Annotated in this window: 15 protein-coding genes and 1 tRNA gene; 5 read left to right on the forward strand and 11 right to left on the reverse strand. The window is 72.1% G+C overall.

Going from position 1 to position 16,125, the window contains the following annotated elements:
- Positions 1-25: 25 nt before the first annotated feature.
- On the reverse strand, positions 26-412 hold the full coding sequence (gcvH, locus tag KRH_RS07415; RefSeq protein ID WP_012398578.1) for a glycine cleavage system protein GcvH: 387 nt from the start codon (positions 410-412) through the stop codon (positions 26-28).
- A gap of 145 nt (positions 413-557) precedes the next feature.
- Here gcvH and KRH_RS07420 point away from each other — a divergent pair, with 145 nt between their 5' ends.
- The gene (locus KRH_RS07420; protein WP_041297633.1) at positions 558-1,997 is read left to right on the forward strand and encodes a TrkH family potassium uptake protein; all 1,440 of its coding nucleotides are present in this window, start codon (positions 558-560) and stop codon (positions 1,995-1,997) included.
- 149 nt (positions 1,998-2,146) lie between these two features.
- Positions 2,147-2,836 carry a potassium channel family protein gene (locus KRH_RS07425; RefSeq protein WP_012398580.1) on the forward strand — a complete coding sequence of 230 codons (690 nt, stop codon included), beginning with the start codon at positions 2,147-2,149 and terminating at the stop codon, positions 2,834-2,836.
- A gap of 102 nt (positions 2,837-2,938) precedes the next feature.
- Here KRH_RS07425 and KRH_RS07430 read toward each other — a convergent pair whose 3' ends face one another.
- Positions 2,939-3,955: a CobW family GTP-binding protein gene (locus KRH_RS07430; protein WP_012398581.1), complete on the reverse strand. Its 1,017-nt coding sequence runs from the start codon at positions 3,953-3,955 to the stop codon at positions 2,939-2,941.
- A gap of 72 nt (positions 3,956-4,027) precedes the next feature.
- Between KRH_RS07430 and KRH_RS07435 the strand changes: the two genes are divergently transcribed.
- Positions 4,028-5,740: a cation:proton antiporter gene (locus KRH_RS07435; protein WP_012398582.1), complete on the forward strand. Its 1,713-nt coding sequence runs from the start codon at positions 4,028-4,030 to the stop codon at positions 5,738-5,740.
- A gap of 130 nt (positions 5,741-5,870) precedes the next feature.
- Here KRH_RS07435 and KRH_RS07440 read toward each other — a convergent pair whose 3' ends face one another.
- Positions 5,871-7,073 carry a MalY/PatB family protein gene (locus KRH_RS07440; RefSeq protein WP_012398583.1) on the reverse strand — a complete coding sequence of 401 codons (1,203 nt, stop codon included), beginning with the start codon at positions 7,071-7,073 and terminating at the stop codon, positions 5,871-5,873.
- A 27-nt stretch (positions 7,074-7,100) separates the two neighbouring features.
- Positions 7,101-7,574, reverse strand: a complete 474-nt coding sequence (locus KRH_RS07445; protein WP_041297376.1) for a hypothetical protein — start codon at positions 7,572-7,574, stop codon at positions 7,101-7,103.
- A gap of 297 nt (positions 7,575-7,871) precedes the next feature.
- On the opposite strand from KRH_RS07445, the gene KRH_RS07450 reads away from it, so the two are divergent.
- The gene (locus KRH_RS07450; RefSeq protein WP_012398585.1) at positions 7,872-8,639 is read left to right on the forward strand and encodes a hypothetical protein; all 768 of its coding nucleotides are present in this window, start codon (positions 7,872-7,874) and stop codon (positions 8,637-8,639) included.
- Positions 8,640-8,658: 19 nt separating this feature from the next.
- A complete protein-coding gene (locus KRH_RS07455) occupies positions 8,659-9,408 on the forward strand; it encodes an ABC transporter permease (RefSeq protein ID WP_012398586.1) in 750 nt (249 codons plus the stop codon).
- 70 nt (positions 9,409-9,478) lie between these two features.
- Here the strand turns inward: KRH_RS07455 and KRH_RS07460 are convergent.
- From KRH_RS07460 to KRH_RS07490, 7 genes are all read right to left on the reverse strand, one after another.
- Positions 9,479-9,552, reverse strand: a tRNA-Pro gene (locus tag KRH_RS07460).
- A 309-nt stretch (positions 9,553-9,861) separates the two neighbouring features.
- Positions 9,862-11,406: a ribosome biogenesis GTPase Der gene (der, locus tag KRH_RS07465; protein WP_088610654.1), complete on the reverse strand. Its 1,545-nt coding sequence runs from the start codon at positions 11,404-11,406 to the stop codon at positions 9,862-9,864.
- 2 nt (positions 11,407-11,408) lie between these two features.
- Positions 11,409-12,155: a (d)CMP kinase gene (gene cmk, locus KRH_RS07470; RefSeq protein ID WP_012398589.1), complete on the reverse strand. Its 747-nt coding sequence runs from the start codon at positions 12,153-12,155 to the stop codon at positions 11,409-11,411.
- Entirely contained in the window at positions 12,155-13,273 is a 1,119-nt protein-coding gene (locus KRH_RS07475; RefSeq protein ID WP_012398590.1) for a prephenate dehydrogenase, read from the reverse strand. Before KRH_RS07475 ends, cmk begins: the two co-directional genes overlap by 1 nt.
- Positions 13,270-14,376 carry a pseudouridine synthase gene (locus KRH_RS07480; RefSeq protein ID WP_012398591.1) on the reverse strand — a complete coding sequence of 369 codons (1,107 nt, stop codon included), beginning with the start codon at positions 14,374-14,376 and terminating at the stop codon, positions 13,270-13,272. Before KRH_RS07480 ends, KRH_RS07475 begins: the two co-directional genes overlap by 4 nt.
- A 7-nt stretch (positions 14,377-14,383) precedes the next feature.
- Positions 14,384-15,058, reverse strand: coding sequence for an SMC-Scp complex subunit ScpB (gene scpB / locus KRH_RS07485; protein ID WP_081431634.1), 675 nt, complete (start codon positions 15,056-15,058; stop codon positions 14,384-14,386).
- 168 nt (positions 15,059-15,226) lie between these two features.
- Positions 15,227-16,111 (reverse strand): segregation and condensation protein A, encoded by an 885-nt coding sequence (locus KRH_RS07490; RefSeq protein WP_012398593.1) that lies wholly within the window; start codon positions 16,109-16,111, stop codon positions 15,227-15,229.
- Between the last annotated feature and the right edge of the window lie 14 nt (positions 16,112-16,125).

Consider the following 16,125-nt stretch of genomic DNA (forward strand, 5'->3'; position numbering starts at 1 on the left):
CTCACCTCACGTGGAGAATGTGCAGTTAGTCCAGCAGCTGCTGGTAGGCCTGGGCGTCCAGCAGCTGGGCGGTGGCGTCCTGGGACTCCACACGCACGGTGAACAGCCAGCCGGCCTCGTACGGGGCCTCGTTGAGCAGCCCGGGGTTGTCCGCGAGCTCGTCGTTGACGGAGACGATCTCGCCGGTCACGGGGGCGAAGAGGTCGCTCACGGACTTGGTGGACTCGATCTCACCCACCACGTCCCCGGCGGTGACGGTGTCCCCGACCTCGGGGAGCTGGACGAAGACGACCTCACCCAGCTCGCTCTGGGCGTGGTCGGTGATGCCCACCTTGAAGGTGCTGTCCTCGGAGAGGTCCTGGACCCACTCGTGCTCTGCCGTGTACGCGAGTTCCGCGGGAATGTTGGTCATGCCGGTCAGTTTAGGGCACGTATGCGGCAGTAGCACTCATCACACGCGTGTGTGTGGAGCACAACCTTTTCCGGCACCGCCCGCGACCGCGTGCGAACCCGCCCGAGGGGTGCCCCCGGCGCCGCGGCCGGTGTACCGTGGCTCGGTGCCCATCACCGAGGCTTTCCGCCAAGCGGCCATCCGTATGCAGACGCACCGCTCCCGGATCCGCCGGACCGTGCCCATGATGAAGTCCCGCCCGGATCCGTTCCACCTCCACGAGCTCACCCCGGCGCGCTCCGCCCGGCTCATCGTCCTCGCGTTCCTGCTGGCGCTGCTCACGGGCACTGGGCTGCTCATGCTGCCCCCGGCCACGGCGGCCCCGGGCGGCACCGACCTGCTCACCGCGGCGTTCACCGCCACCTCGGCGCTGTGCGTCACGGGGCTGGTCACGGTGGACACCGCCACCTACTGGACGCCGTTCGGGCAGGTGGTGATCGTGTGCCTCATCCAGGTGGGGGGCCTGGGGGTCATGACCTTCACCACCATGCTGGGCATCCTGCTGGCCCGGAAGTTCGGGCTGTCCACCCGGCTGCTGGCCAACGCGGAGACCAAGTCCCGCGGAGGTGCGCGGCAGGTGGTCGCACGGATCGTGCTGACCACCCTGGTGATCGAGTGCACCGCCGCGGCCGTTCTCTTCCTGCGGTTCCTGCTGCACTACCACTACCCCCCGGGGCTCGCGCTCGCCCACGGGGTATTCCACGCGGTGTCCGCGTTCAACAACGCCGGCTTCGCGCTGTACTCCCTCAACGTGGTGGACTTCGCGGCGGACCCCGTGGTGCTGCTGACGCTGTCGGCGGCGGTGATCCTGGGCGGTCTGGGCTACCCGGTGCTCAACGAGCTGCGCCGCCACCTCACCCTGCCCCGCCGGTGGAGCATGAACACGCGTCTCGTGCTGCTGGCCACACCCGTGCTGCTGCTGGGCGGCACCCTGTTCCTGGCCCTGCTGGAGTGGAACAACCCGGCCACGCTCGGACCGCAGGCGCCGGCCGTGAAGGTGCTCAACGCGTTCTTCCAGTCCACCATCTCCCGCACGGCCGGCTTCAACAGCATCGACATCTCCCAGATGCACCCCGTCTCGTGGCTCGGCATGGACATCCTCATGTTCATCGGCGGTGGCCCCGCGGGCACGGCGGGGGGCCTGAAGGTCACCACGTTCGGGGTGCTGTTCTTCATCGCCCTCACGGAGATCAAGGGCGGCGCCGCCGTTCCCGTGCTCGGCAAGCAGCTCTCCCGCTCGGTGCAGCGCGAGGCCATCACGGTGGTGGTGCTCGCGACCGGCGCGGTGATCGGCGGGAGCATGCTGATCATGCTCACGGACACCTCCCTGGGCCTGGACCGCGTGCTCTACGAGGCGGTCTCGGCGTTCTCCACCGTGGGCCTGAGCACGGGCATCACTGCCACGATCGCCCCGTTCGCGCAGTGCGTGCTCATCGTCCTGATGGTCATGGGGCGCCTGGGCCCGGTCACGGTGGCCGCGTCCATCGCGTTCGGGCGCCGCCCGCCCGCCTACGAGCTGCCCAAGGAGCGCCCGCTGATCGGCTGACTCCCGCCGCACCGACGACGACGCCGCCCGGCCCGGTCCCCTGCCCCGCCGCGGCGCCGGACGTCGGCCCGGCATCCACCCCGGCCCGCCCACGGCGGTCCGCCAAGACCCGCCCACCGCTGGCACCCACGACCCGAGGAGCACGAAACATGTTCGGATCCCACCCCGCAGAGTCCCCCAGCCGGGGCATGTCCAACGCCGTGGCGGTCATCGGGCTGGGCCGCTTCGGCGGCGCCCTGGCCCTGGAGCTCATGCGCAACGGCACGGACGTGCTGGGCATCGACCACAGTGAGGCCACGGTGCAGCGCTTCAACGGCAAGCTCACCTCGGTGGTGCGCGCGGACGCCACGGACGAGGAGGTGCTGCGCGAGCTGTCGGTCAACGAGTTCGACCGCGCCGTGGTGGGCATCGGCTCGGACATCCAGGCGAGCATCCTCACGGCGTCCCGGCTCGTGAAGTTCGGCTGCCCGGGGATCTGGGCCAAGGCCATCACCGAGCCCCACGCGGAGATCCTCACGCAGATCGGGGTGCAGCACGTGGTGAACCCCGAGAGCGACATGGGCACCCGCGCCGCCCACCTGATCCAGCACCGCATCCTGGACTTTGTGCCGATCGACGAGGGCTACGCGCTGGTGCGCTGCACTCCCCCGGAGCCCATCCAGCAGCGGCCCATGGACCTGCTCAACGTGCGCCAGCGCCTCGGTGTGTCCGTGGTGGCGGTGTGCCGTCCCGGGGGCCAGTGGGAGCCCATCGAGCCCGGGACCATGCTCTACGACGACGACCAGATCCTGGTCACCGGCCCCACCCGGAAGGTCGAGCACTTCTCGAACCTGACGTGAGGCGCGCCCGGACCGCGGCCGCAGGGCTCCTGCCCCCGGCGTGCGGCCCCGTCCTCCCACAACCGCCCGCCCTGTGGCGCCCGCTCCCCCGAAAAGCGCCCCTCATACGAAGCGCGTGAGACGACGCCGCTCGGGTGCTCCGGGCACGCCGTCCCCCGCCGCGCGCGGGAGGGTGTGGAGCAGGGACCGGACCGGGGCGGCGTCGTCCCGGGCGGGTCCGATGGCCACCACCACCGAGTGCGGCGGTGCGTCCGGGGCCCGGGATGCGCGCTCCACCGTGACGTAGCCCGCGACCGAGTGGGCCACGAACCGCTGGAGACCGCGCGGGGTGCGCACGTCCACCACGGCCTTGATCCGGTGCACCTGCCGCGGCGGATCCTCCAGCAGGTCCGCGAGCGCGGCGGGGTCCACGGCGGCGTCGACGTCCAGCGTGGCGGCGCGGTGGTGGACGTGGTGCTCGTGGTGCTCCCGTCCGAGGGGCTCGCCCACCTCCCACAGCGGCAGCTGGCCGCTCTCGGGCTCGGTGCGCTCGGCCACGTCGAAGAACAGCCGCGGGTCCACCGCCCCGTGGGGCGCCTCCAGCACCGTGGTGTGCGGATTGGCCCGCAGGATGCGCTCCCCCAGGCTCGCCACGTCCTGCGGGGCCGCGAGGTCCGTCTTGGTCAGCAGCACCACGGCCGCGGCCCTGACGTGCTGCGCCAGGTCCCAGCCGCCGGACTCCGCGTGGGGCACGTGGGCGACGTCGACCACCTCCACGAGCCCGCCGAAGCGCACGGTGGCCACCGTGCTGCCCAGCACGAGCTGGATCAGCGCCGGGGGTTCGGCGATCCCCGAGCCCTCGATCACGATCGCGTCCAGCTCCAGGGCGGGCCGGGACAGGGTGCGCAGGGCGTCGTCGAGCTGGCCGGGGTCCTCGATGCAGCACAGGCACCCGCCGGCGATCGACACCGGCTCCGCCACGTGCCCGGCCACGAGGGCCGCGTCCACGTTGACCGCGCCGAAGTCGTTGACCACCACCCCGATCCGCGCGTGCCCCGTGGCCAGCAGGTGGTTCAGCACGGTGGTTTTGCCGGCGCCCAGGTAGCCGGTGAGGATCAGCACGGGAACGGTGCGGGGCACGGGGGTCCTTCCTGTCCGGTGGCCGGGCGGGCCGCAGATACACTCGGGGCAATTCTCGCAACAGGAGGTCCCGTGGACGAATTGACCCTGCTCGCCGTGGCCGCGGTGGTCCTCGTGGTGGCGGTCACCAGCATCTCGGACCGGGTGGGCGTGGCCGCCCCCATCGTGCTGGTGGTGCTGGGGGTGGGGCTGAGCCTCGTGCCCGGGGTGCCCACGGTCACGATGGACCCGGACGTGGTGCTCAGCGTGGTGCTGCCCCTGCTGCTCTACGCGGCGGCCGTGAACATGCCGGCCACGGACTTCCGCCGGGACCTGGGGAGCATCACCGCGCTGTCGGTGGTGCTCGTGGTGGTCTCGGCGTTCGCGGTGGGGCTGTTCCTGTGGTGGCTGCTCCCCGGACTCGGACTCGCCGCGGCCGTGGCCCTGGGTGCGGTGGTGAGCCCGCCCGACGCGGTGGCCGCGACCTCGATCGGCAAGCGCCTGGGCCTGCCCAACCGGCTGGTCACCATCCTCGAGGGAGAGGGTCTCGTCAACGACGCCACCGCCCTGGTGATGCTGCGCTCCGCCGTGGTGGCCACCTCGGGGGCCATCAGCGTGGGCGGGGTGCTCGCGGACTTCGCGTACGCCGTGGTGGTCGCGGTGCTCATCGGGCTCGCGGTCGGCTGGGTGTCCGTGCAGGTCCGGGCACGGCTGGACCAGCCCGTGACGAGCACCGCGATCTCCCTCGTGGTCCCCTTCATCGCGTTCATCCCGGCCGAGCACGTGGGCGCCTCCGGGGTGCTCTCGGTGGTCGTGGCCGGTCTCGTGACCGGCATCCGCGCGCCCCGCCGGCTCTCCTCCCAGGCCCGCGTGGCGGAGCGCACCAACTGGCGCACGGTGCTGCTGCTGCTGGAGCACGGGGTGTTCCTGGTGCTCGGGCTGCAGATCACCCTGATCCTGGATGAGGTGCACGCCGGAGGGTTCAGCGTGGGCACGGCCCTCTGGCTGGGCGTGGCGGTCACGGTCCTGCTCTTCGTGCTGCGCCTGGGATTCGTGGCACCCCTGATCGGGCTGCTATCCCGCCAGCAGCGGCGTGCGGCGGGCACGTCCCGCTGGCTCGACGCCGCGTCGGAGCGCTTCGACGACGCCGTCGCCCGCTTCGAAGGCCACCCGCGGGTCACGGAGAAGCGGGTGAGCTCGGTGCGGCGCTCCCTCACCCGGCGGCAGGCCGATGCCACGTTCTTCAGCAACGAGGGCGTGGGCCGACGCGGCGGGCTGGTGCTCGCGTGGTCCGGGATGCGGGGCGTGGTCACGGTGGCCGCCGCCCAGACCCTGCCCGAGGACATGGCCTACCGGCCGCAGCTGATCCTGATCGCGTTCACGGTCGCGGTGCTCACCCTGGTGGTGCAGGGCGGCACCCTGCCCCTGCTGATCCGGGTGCTGGGCATCCGCGGCTCGGACGAGGAGGAGCTGCAGCGCGAGCTCACGCGGCTGGTCAACACGCTCTCCGCCGCGTCCCAGGACCTGCTTGACTCCCCCGAGCTGCACCGGGAGGACGGCCAACCCTTCGACGAGAAGACGTTGGAGATGGCGCGCCGGCGCACCCGCACGCTTCCGGAGTCGGCGAGCACCGAGACGCTGCGGACCTGGACGTCCGCACGGCAGGAGCAGCAGGAGCTGCACCGCAAGCTCATGGAGGCGCAGCAGGACGCCCTGCTGGACGCCCAGGCCTCGGGGGTCTACCGATCCCAGACCGTGGCGGCCGCCCAGCGGTTCCTGGACCAGCGCAACATGATGCTCGACTGAGGCAGCCGGGGCCTGCCCGGTTCACCCGTGGCACCCGTCGCGCTCGTGTTCCAGGCACGAGCGGCCGGTCCCGGCCACCGGCCGGACACCACGCCCCTTACCTCACGCGCCGCGGATCACGCGCCCTGTCTCACGCGCCCGCGGCGCCGGGGTCAGCCGAATCGCTCGGCGTGCCCTGAGCGGTCGTGGCGTCCGCGGCCACCCGCAGCCGGTCCACGGCCTCCACGACGGTCTCCGGTGCGCACGCGAGGTTCATGCGTGCGAAACCCTGCCCCCCGGTGCCGAACGTGGGCCCGGAGGACAGCGCCACCCGGGCGTGGTCCGCGGCGTGCTCCGCCGGGTCCTCGCCCCACCCCAGGGCCCGCATGTCGAGCCACGCGAGGTAGGTGGCCCGGCCCCGACGCAGCGTCACCTGCGGCAGCTTCTCGGCGAGCTCACGCTCCAGGAGGTCGATGTTGGACTGGATCACCTCGATTGTGGCGTCCAGCCAGTCCGTGCAGTGCAGGAAGCCCTCGCGCGTGGCCAGCAGCCCCATGATCCCGGTGCGGTAGGACACCGCGTCCGGCACCGCGGCGAGCCAGCGCGCCATGGGCTCGGAGTCCACCACGAACATGGCCGCCTTCAGCCCCGCCAGGTTGAACGCCTTGCTCCCGGAGGCCGCCGCCACCCCGTGGTGGCGCGCCGCCGGGGACACCGAGAGGTACGGGGTGAACGTGACGCCCTGGTGGGTCAGCGGCGCGTGGATCTCGTCGCTCACCACATGGGCGCCGTGCTTCTCCACGATCTCCGCGAGCTCGGCCAGTTCCTCGCGGGAGTGCACGAGGCCCAGCGGGTTGTGGGGGTTGCACAGCAGCACGGCGCGCGCACCGGCGGCCAGGGCGGCGTCGATCCCCGCGAGGTCGAGGCGGTACGAGGCGCCGTCGTCCTGCAGCGGCACCTCCACCGGGTGGCCGCCGGCCTCGGCGACCAGGGCGTAGAACGGCGCGTAGACGGGCGGGGTGAGCACCACGCCGTCCCCGGGCCCGATCAGCCGGCGCAGGGCCTCCACGATCACCACGGTGACGTCCGTGGTGTACACGATCCGCTCCGGGTCCGGGCGCCAGCCCCAGCGCGCGGCCGCGAAGTCCGCGTACGCCGTGGCGGCACCCCGGTCCGCCGTGGCGGCGTAGCCGGTGTCGTTGTTCGCCACCGCGGCCTCGAGAGCGGCCTTCACCGCGGGCGGCGTGGGGAAGTCCATCTCCGCGATGAACATGGGCAGCACGTCCTCCGCGTAGCTGCGCCACTTGGTGCTCGTGCGACGGCGCAGGGAGGGCATCTGGTCGGCGGTGGTCATGGGGTCCTTTCGGGCGCGCGGCGGGCGTCAGGACTGCGTGAGCTTGCGGGCCTGGTCGAGCCGCAGCCGCTCCAGCGTCCTCTCCTGCTCCAGGGCGCGCGCGTGCAGGTCCCGGAGCATATCCGTGTCCAGCCTGTCGTCCGGGGCCTCCAGGAGCAAGCGCCAGCCCAGACCCTTCATGTGCACGGCGGCCACCAGGGCCTCCAGCTCTTCGATGTCGGACAGCGGCGAGCGCCGGTTCAACCGCTCGTTCGGCTTGAGCCGAGCCGCCTTCTCCGCAGCCTTGGCGGGCAGGTCCTTCAGCACGGCGGGCTCCACGCCCACGGCCGCCATGATCCGCTCCAGCGCGGCCTGATCCCGCTCGACCTCCCGAGCCATCCGCCCCACTTCCTCCCGCACCGTCTCGTCCCCGTGGAACTCGGCCACGCGACGGAACGCGGCTACCCCCCCGGCCGATCCCGCGTGGTGGTCCTGCAGGTAGGTGGTGATCACGCTGCTCATGGTTCTGCCTCTCCTTCGGTGCTGATGTGTCGGTGGTTCCAGCAAAGCACCCCGCGGGCCCGGTGGCCACACCCGGGCGGGTAGCGGTGGCCGCGGACGACGCCGCTGGGTCCCGGCCCAGCGTCACCGCACCCGGGTGCCCCGGCACCAGGAGTCCAGGGTCGCCCCGGTGCCGGGTGCAGTCCGGGCCCGGCCGCGGTGTTGACGACCGGACCCGGACCGGCGCGTCATACTGGAGGCAGCGCGGCGGGGCACCACGCCCGCGCCGCGGGCCGCCGCCGCTGATCTGGGGGGATCATGACACCGGAGACGTTCATCGACTTCACCGCGCCGAACGGGCTGAGCTCGTGGTACCACGTGTGGGACACGGGCACCGCGGGGATCCTGTACTACTTCGACGGTGACTACTGGGACCTGGAGGACACCTCCATCAACTGGCCGGAGGAGGGCGACCTCGCCCGGCTGGCCATTGCCGCGCAGGCGCGGAACCTCATGTTCGTGGCCGTGAACACGCCTGACACGGACGGCCGCGGGGACGGGTACACGTGGTGGGAGGACTGCAAGGCCAACGGCAGGTACTTCCGGGCACTGCACGAGCGCCTCGCCGCAACCCACCCGCAGGTGGACGCCTCGACCCTGTGGCTGATCGGCTACAGCGGTGGCGCGGAGTTCATCACCTACGAGTTGCTGGACCGCGGCATCGAGGGCATGGCCCGCGGCGGAGCGGTCATCATCGGGGGCGGCGGGGCCAACGCGCCGGTGGCCCGCAAGAAGAAGGCCCGCCCCTGCATCGGCTCCACCGCCATGCACTGGTGGGTGGGCGAGCTGGATGTGGACGGCGCCACGAACCCGCCCGAGTGGAGCGCGTTGGGTGCCGCCGAGGAGGGCGTCGCGGCGTTCCGGGACGCGGGCTTCGACACGAACCTGCACGTCCTGCCGGGCGTGGACCACTCCGGGTACGACGCCGTGGCATGCCTTTCGCACGCACTGCCCGCGGTCTCGCGCAAGGCGGGCCTGCGCGCTGCACTGACCGACGGGTGGGTACGGCTCACGCGGGACACGTGAGGCTGGCTAGGCTTCGAGCGTGGAGACCCTCTCGGCACTGATGCCCTCGCTCATGGGTGTCGCGGTCCTCGCGGCCGTGGCCACCACCGTCTTCGTGCTCTACCGCGTTCCGCGGCCGTGGGCGCCGGTCTCGGCCATCGCCCGGGGTGCGGTGCAGCTCGCGGTGATCAGTGTGATCCTCACGGGCGTGATCGGGCAGCCGATGCTCATCGCCACCGCCCTGGTGATGATGTTCCTGGTGGCCTCCACTGTGGCCTCCCGCAGGCTCGGTGCCTTCGCACACTGGTGGCCGCGTGTGGCAGTGTGCATGCTGGCCGGGGTGCTGTGCGCGCTCGTCACCGTGTTCGCGACCGGTGCACTGGAGCTCACCGCGCGCTACGCCCTGGCCATCGGGGCGATCGTGATCGGCAACTGCATGAGCTCCACCACGCTCGCGGGCAGGAACTTCCTCGGCTCGGTCGAGGACCACTGGGACGAGGTGGAGGGGTGGCTCGCCCTCGGGGCGACGCCGCGGCGGGCCACGCTGGACCTCGCGCGGCGCGCGGTGCACGACGCCCTGGTGCCGGCCCTGGACCAGACGCGGACCACGGGCCTCGTGGTGCTGCCGGGCGCGTTCGTGGGCGCGATCTTCGGAGGCGTCTCGCCGCTCGAGGCCGGGCGCTTCCAGATCGTGGTGCTCGGGGCGATCCTCGCCGCCGGGGCCGTGAGCGCCGCTCTCGTCACCCTGTGGTCGGGCAGTGTGCCCACCCGGCCGCGGCGGCCCGTCTGAGGCGGCGCACCCCGGGTACGACAAAAGCGGCCCCGCCCGACGTTTCCGCCGGTCAGGACCGCTTTCTCGGTCGGGATGACAGGATTTGAACCTGCGACCCCTTGACCCCCAGTCAAGTGCGCTACCAAGCTGCGCCACATCCCGCGACCGTGCTCAGCCCTGGCGAACCAGCGCCGAACACTTGGGATACATTACCCCACCCGGTTCCGATTTTCACATCAGACGCTCCCGCGCACCGCGCCCGGCGCTCTGCGGCGCCCCGCACCACCGGAGAGTGCCCAGACCTGCCCGGGGTGACCGGCGCACGGCCACACGACGGGCCCGGTGCGCGCGGTGGGGCGAGCGTCTGACCGGCACCGCGGCGTCGTCGTTCCCCGCCACCGCTCCCCCGCAGCGCAACGGGCCGCTCCCGGGAAGAACCCGGAAGCGGCCCGTACGCGCGAGGCCGGGAACTCAGCGCTTGCGCTGGCGCTTCTCCCGCACGCGCATGGTGACCTCCAGCGGGGTGCCCTCGAAACCGAAGGTTTCGCGGATGCGGCGCTGGATGAACCGGCGGTAGCCGGGGTCCAGGAAGCCCGTGGTGAACAGCACGAACTTGGGCGGCCGGGAGGCCACCTGCGTGCCGAACAGGATGCGGGGCTGCTTGCCGCCGCGCACGGGGTGCGGGTGGGCCGCGACGATCTCCCCCAGGAACGCGTTGAGGCGCCCGGTGGGGATGCGGCGGTCCCACGAGTCCAGGGCCGTGTGCAGCGCGGGGACCAGCTTGTCCTTGTGCCACCCGGTCTTCGCGGACATATTCACGCGCGGCGCCCAGGCGACGTGCGCGAGGTCCCGCTCGATCTCGCGCTCCAGGTAGAAGCGGCGCTCGTCGTCCAGGGTGTCCCACTTGTTGAACGCGAGCACCAGGGCGCGTCCCGAGTCCACGGCCATCTGCAGGATGCGGACGTCCTGCTCGGAGAGCACCTCGTCCACGGCCAGCAGCACCACGGCCACCTCGGCGCGCTCCAGTGCGGTCTGCGTGCGCAGGGACGCGTAGAAGTCCGCGCCCTGCTGCAGGTGCACGCGGCGGCGGATGCCGGCGGTGTCGATGAAGCGCCACGGCTCCCCGCCGAGCATCACGATCTCGTCCACCGGGTCCCGCGTGGTGCCCGCGGTGTCGTCCACGACCACACGGTCGGAGCCGGCGAGCTTGTTCAGCAGCGAGGACTTGCCCACGTTCGGGCGCCCGATCAGCGCCACGCGCCGCGGCCCGCCCTCGAGCTCGGCCTCGGCCACCTCGGAGAACTCGGGCAGCGCGTTGACGAGGGCGTCCAGCGCGTCGCCGGAGCCCTTGCCGTGCAGCGCGGACACCGGGAACGGCTCCCCCATGCCCAGGGACCACAGCGCGGTGGCCTCGATCTCCAGCTGCGGGGAGTCCGCCTTGTTGGCCACCACGATGATGGGCTTCTTGACGCGGCGCAGCATGTTCACCACGCCCTCGTCGGTCGCGGTCACACCCACGGTCACGTCCAGCACGAGCAGCACGGCGTCCGCGTTCTGCACGGCCAGCTCGGCCTGGTCCGCCACGCGCTTGTTGATGCCCTTGGCGTCCTGCTCCCAGCCGCCGGTGTCCACCAGGGTGAAGTTCTTGCCGTTCCACTCCGCCTTGTAGGACACGCGGTCCCGGGTCACGCCCGGGGTGTCCTCCACCACGGCCTCGCGGCGGCCGATCACGCGGTTGACCAGCGTGGACTTGCCCACGTTCGGGCGGCCCACCACGGCGACCACGGGATCGGGGCGGCGGGCGTCGCGCTGCTCCTCGCCGTCGATCCAGTCCGCGAGCAGCGCGGCGTCCTCGTCGTCGAGTTCGTAGTCGGCCAGGCCCTCGCGCAGGGCCTGGGCGCGGGCCTCGGCCTCGGTGTCGTCGATCGCGGCCAGGCGCTCGGAGATGTCCTCGTTGCCCCCGCCCAGCACGGATAGTTCGTAGGAGTCCACCGTGGGCTCATCGGATGCGCTCATGGTTACCTCGCTTCCTCGGGGGCGTCGGCGCCCGTCTCGTCGGGGGCCGCTGCGGTCCCCTCGTGTGTCGTGTCCGTGGCGCGGATGACCAGGTCGATCACGCCCTGCACGGTCTGTTCCATGGTCAGTTCGGAGGAGTCCAGCAGGTACACGCCGTCCTGCGCGTTCATGAAGTCCACCACGGTGGCGTCCTTCGCGTCACGGCCCACCACCTGCGCCTCCAGGTTCGACGACGCCGCCGCGCCCAGCTGCCGGCCGCGCCGCGCCATCCGGGCCGCCTCCGAGGCGGTGAGCAGGATCCGCACGTCCGCGTCCGGGGCCACCACCGTGGTGATGTCCCGGCCCTCGGCCACGATGCGGAAGCCGCTGCCCCGGATGATGTCCTGCTGCATCCGCACCAGCACCTCGCGGGCAGGCACGATCGTGGAGACCCGGGACACGTTGTCCGTGACCAGGTCCCCGCGGATCGCGGAACGGACGTCCTCCCCGTTGACCAGGATGCGCTCCTCGTCCGGGTCCGTGCCCATCTCCAGCGGCACCGTCTTGGTCGCCGCCACCACGGCCTCGTGGTCGTCGAAGCTGACCCCCGAGTCCAGGCACCACCAGGTCACCGCGCGGTACATCGCGCCGGTGTCCAGGTAGGCGAGCCCGAAGCGGCGCGCCACCTCCTTGGACACCGAGGACTTCCCGGACCCCGAGGGCCCGTCGATCGCCACGACCAGTCGTGCGCTCCCATCCCGTGCGTTCATCACTGCACTACCTTCCAGCCGCGTGTCTGCAGCTCCTCGACGAGGTCCGCGTGCCGGCTCGGGTCCACCGAGACGGTCACCAGGCCCACGGGCTGCCCGGGCGAGTGCTCCAGGCGCATGTCCTCCAGGTTGACCCCGATCTCCCCGATCTCCGTGAGCAGCCGGGCGATCGTGCCGGGGGTGTCGTCCACGGCCACCGTGAACGTGGCGAATGCCTTGGGCGCACCGCCGTGCTTGCCCGGGATCCGGGCCTGACCCGCGTTGCCCTCGGCCATCAGCTGGGCGATGTCCAGGCGCGCACCGTCCGCCCCGGGGTTCTCCAGGGTGGCGATCAGCCGCTCCACGTCCGCCCGGACCTCGTGCAGGGACTGCACCACCGGCCGCGCATTGGCGGAGAGGATCTGCACCCACAGCCCCGGGTCAGAGCCCGCGATCCGCGTGGTGTCACGCAGCCCCTGCCCCGCCAGGGACAGGTGGTGCAGCGGGGTGTCCTGCAGCCGGGAGGCCAGCAGCGAGGACATCACCTGGGGCAGGTGGGAGATCAGTGCCACGGTCTCGTCGTGCTCCGTGGGCTCCATCATGGTGATGGTGGCCCCGAGGTCCACGGCGAGGTTCTTCGCGGCGGCCACCGCGGCGGCACCGGTGGTCTCCACCGGGCAGATCACCCACGGCATGGACGTGAACAGCTCCCCGCGCGCGGCCACCGGCCCGGACTTCTCCCGCCCGGCCATGGGGTGGGTGCCCACGTAGCGGGCGAGGTCCGCGCCCGCGGCACGGACCGCGTCGAGGATGGGGGCCTTGACCGAGGCGATGTCCAGCACCACCGCGTCCGGGTGCTCGGCGAGCGCCTGGACCACGAGCTCGGCCACCACGTCCGGCGGCGCCGCGACGACCACCAGCGCGAACGGGGGAAGCTGCTCCCCCGCGGCGCGCGCGGCCCGCTCGGAGCGACCGGCCCCGATGTCCTGGGCCACGGCCTCCGTGGTGGGTGAGGCGTCCCGGATGACCACCGGCACACCCAGGTGGCGCAGCCCCAGCCCGATGCTCGCGCCGAGCAGGCCGGAGCCCACCACCAGCACGGGGCCGGTGCTCGTGGCGATCGCGGGTACCACGCTCACATCCCCACGGACGCGAGCAGGTTGCCCACCTCGGTGTGCGAGAGCTTGCGCACCGTGCCCTGCTTCTGGTCCCCGATCGCAATGGGGCCCACGTGGGTGCGCGCGAGCTTCTCCACCGGGTGGTCCACGGCGTCGAACATGCGCCGCACGATCCGGTTGCGCCCGGAGTGCAGCACCACCTCGATGAGCACGTGGCCCGGGGTGGAGTCCACCAGACGGAAGTCGTCCACCTTGGCGATGCCGTCCTCCAGGCGGATGCCCTGCTTCATCTGGTTGCCGATGCCCTTCTCCACGGGACCGTGCACCTGCACCAGGTAGGTCTTGGGCACCTCGTAGGAGGGGTGCGTGAGCCGGTTGGTCAGCTCGCCGTCGTTGGTGAGCAGCAGCAGACCCTCGGTCTCCACGTCCAGGCGGCCCACGTGGAACACGCGCTGGTGCTTGCGGGGGTCCAGGAAGTCGCTCACGCAGCGGCGCCCGTCCGGGTCCTCCATGGTGGAGACCACGCCTGCCGGCTTGTTGAACGCGTAGTACACGAGCTTCTCGTCCGTCTGGATGCGCATGCCGTCCACGTGGACGGCCTGCAGCGCGGGGTCCACGCGGACACCGAGCTCCGTGACGATCTCCCCGTCCACGCTCACGCGCCCGTCCTGGATCATCTCCTCGCACACGCGGCGGCTGGCCACACCGGCCTGCGCCATGAGCTTCTGCAGCCGCACGCCGTTCTCGTCGTGGACCTCCAGCCGGTCCACGGGCGGGTTCTTCGGACGACGACGACGGTGTGGGCCGTGCTCCTTGATCGCCGAGGCGCGGCGCTCGTACTTGTCCACGCCCGCGAACGCGCGGGGCTTCTGCGGACCCTTCTGGGCGGCACCGGCCTTGGGCCTGCCCGGCCCCTTGCCCGCGGGGCCCTTGCCGCGAGCGGCGCCCGGGCCCTTCGCAGCTGAACCCTTGGAGTAGCCGCGGCCCCCGGCGGCGCCGCCGGAGCCCTTCGAACCGGGGCCGGAGCGGAAGCCGCCCTTGGGGCCCGCCTTGGAGCCCTTGCCCCGGCCCTGGGGTCCGCGGGCGCCTCCGCCGCGGGATGCGTTGCCGTGTGGTGAAGCCATGCGTCGATCAGTCCTCAATGTCGTCGAGTTGGTCGGTTCCGGGCAGCAGAGGTGCGATGTCCGGGAGCTCGTCCAGCGAGCCGAGACCGAGTTTCTCCAGGAAGAGCGGGGTGGTGGAGTAGAGCACGGAGCCCGAGGACTCCTCGCGCTCGTGGGCCGAGAGCAGTCCGCGCTGCACCAGGGTGCGCACCACGCCGTCCACGTTGACCCCGCGGATCGCGGAGACCCGGGAGCGGGAGACCGGCTGCAGGTAGGCCACCACGGCCAGCGTCTCCAGGGCGGCCTGCGAGAGCCGCGAGCTGCTGCCCTCCACCACGAAGTCCGTGACCAGCTGGGCGTGGTCGCTGCGCGAGTAGATCCGCCAGCCGTCAGCCACCTCGCGCAGCTCGAAGCCGCGCACGCGGGTCGCCCGGGGGCGGGCGTCGTCGGGCTGGCCGTCCGAGGCCGACCGTTCATCATATCCGTAAGGAGCGCCCTCCGGGGCGGGTGCGGGGGTGTTTCCGGTCACGCCGTCGTAGTCGGCCTTGAGGTGTTCCAGGGCGCTGCGCACCCGGTGCACGGGCTCGCCCGTCACGCGCGCGAACTCCTCCGGGCTCACGGGAGCCGCCGCGACCATGAGCACGGCCTCGAGCGCGGAGAGAAGCTGGTCGCGGGACATGCCGTCGGGAGACGGCTCGGCCATCGTGGACACCGCATGCACTGACGTCAGTGTGCCCGCTGGTTCCGGGGCTTGAGGGCTGGTGGGTGGCCCTGCGGGGTGCGCGTCCGCCGCCGGGGCCGTGGGGGGTGTCTGCTCCGCCACGCGGTCATCATCTCCTTCGGTACGGTTCACACCGATCCTGTCCGGGAGTCATTCTCCCAGGTTTTCGCCGTCCTCGCTCGCTGCGGTCTCCGGCTCGGCGCCGGTGTACTCGCTGCTGAGCGAGTCCGCGGACCACTGCCGGGGCCCGTCCCAGCGCACGAGCAGCGTGCCCAGCACCTCCTCCTGGTGCAGCCGCACCACCCGGTCCCGGTACATCTCCAGCAGCGCGAGGAAGCGCACCACGACCACCAGCGTGGACTCCGCGTCCGCGATCAGCTCCCGGAACGCGTGGTCCGCACCGTCCTGCAGGATGCCCGCGAGCACCTCCGCCTCGTCCGCCACCCGCACCTGGGCGCCGTGCAGGTGGGCGACGTCCACCTCCTGCGGTACGTGGCGCTCCGGGTCCAGCGCCGTCATCGCGAGGTGCGCGAGCTGGTCGGGGGTCAGCGTCCACGTGAGCGGGGGCAGGGCCGTGGTGATGGCCGGGTCCAGGTCCACCTGACGGGCGATCCGCACGGACTCGGCGGCGAAGCGGACGTTGAGCTGGCCCGCTACCTCCTTGAACGCCTTGTACTGCAGCAGCCGGGCGAACAGCAGGTCCCGGGCCTCGAGCAGCTCCACGTCGTACTCGTCCTCGACCTCCCCGCGCGGCAGCAGCCGGGCGGCCTTGAGGTCCAGCAGGGTGGCCGCGACCACCAGGAATTCGCTGGCCTCGTCCAGCGCCTTGGGCGAGGCGTCCTCCTGCAGCGCGCGCACGTACTGGATGAACTCGTCCGTGACCACGGAGAGCGAGACCTGGGTGATGTCCAGCTCGTGCTTCGCGATCAGCGACAGCAGCACGTCGAACGGGCCCTGGAAGTTCTCCAGCGCCACGGTGAAGCCGCCCTCGGACCCCGTCGGCGCCTTGTCAGGGACGACGACGCCGCCGCTCACGCGCCCGGGCGGCG

The organism is Kocuria rhizophila DC2201 (genome assembly GCF_000010285.1).
Classification (GTDB): Bacteria; Actinomycetota; Actinomycetes; order Actinomycetales; family Micrococcaceae; genus Kocuria; species Kocuria rhizophila_A.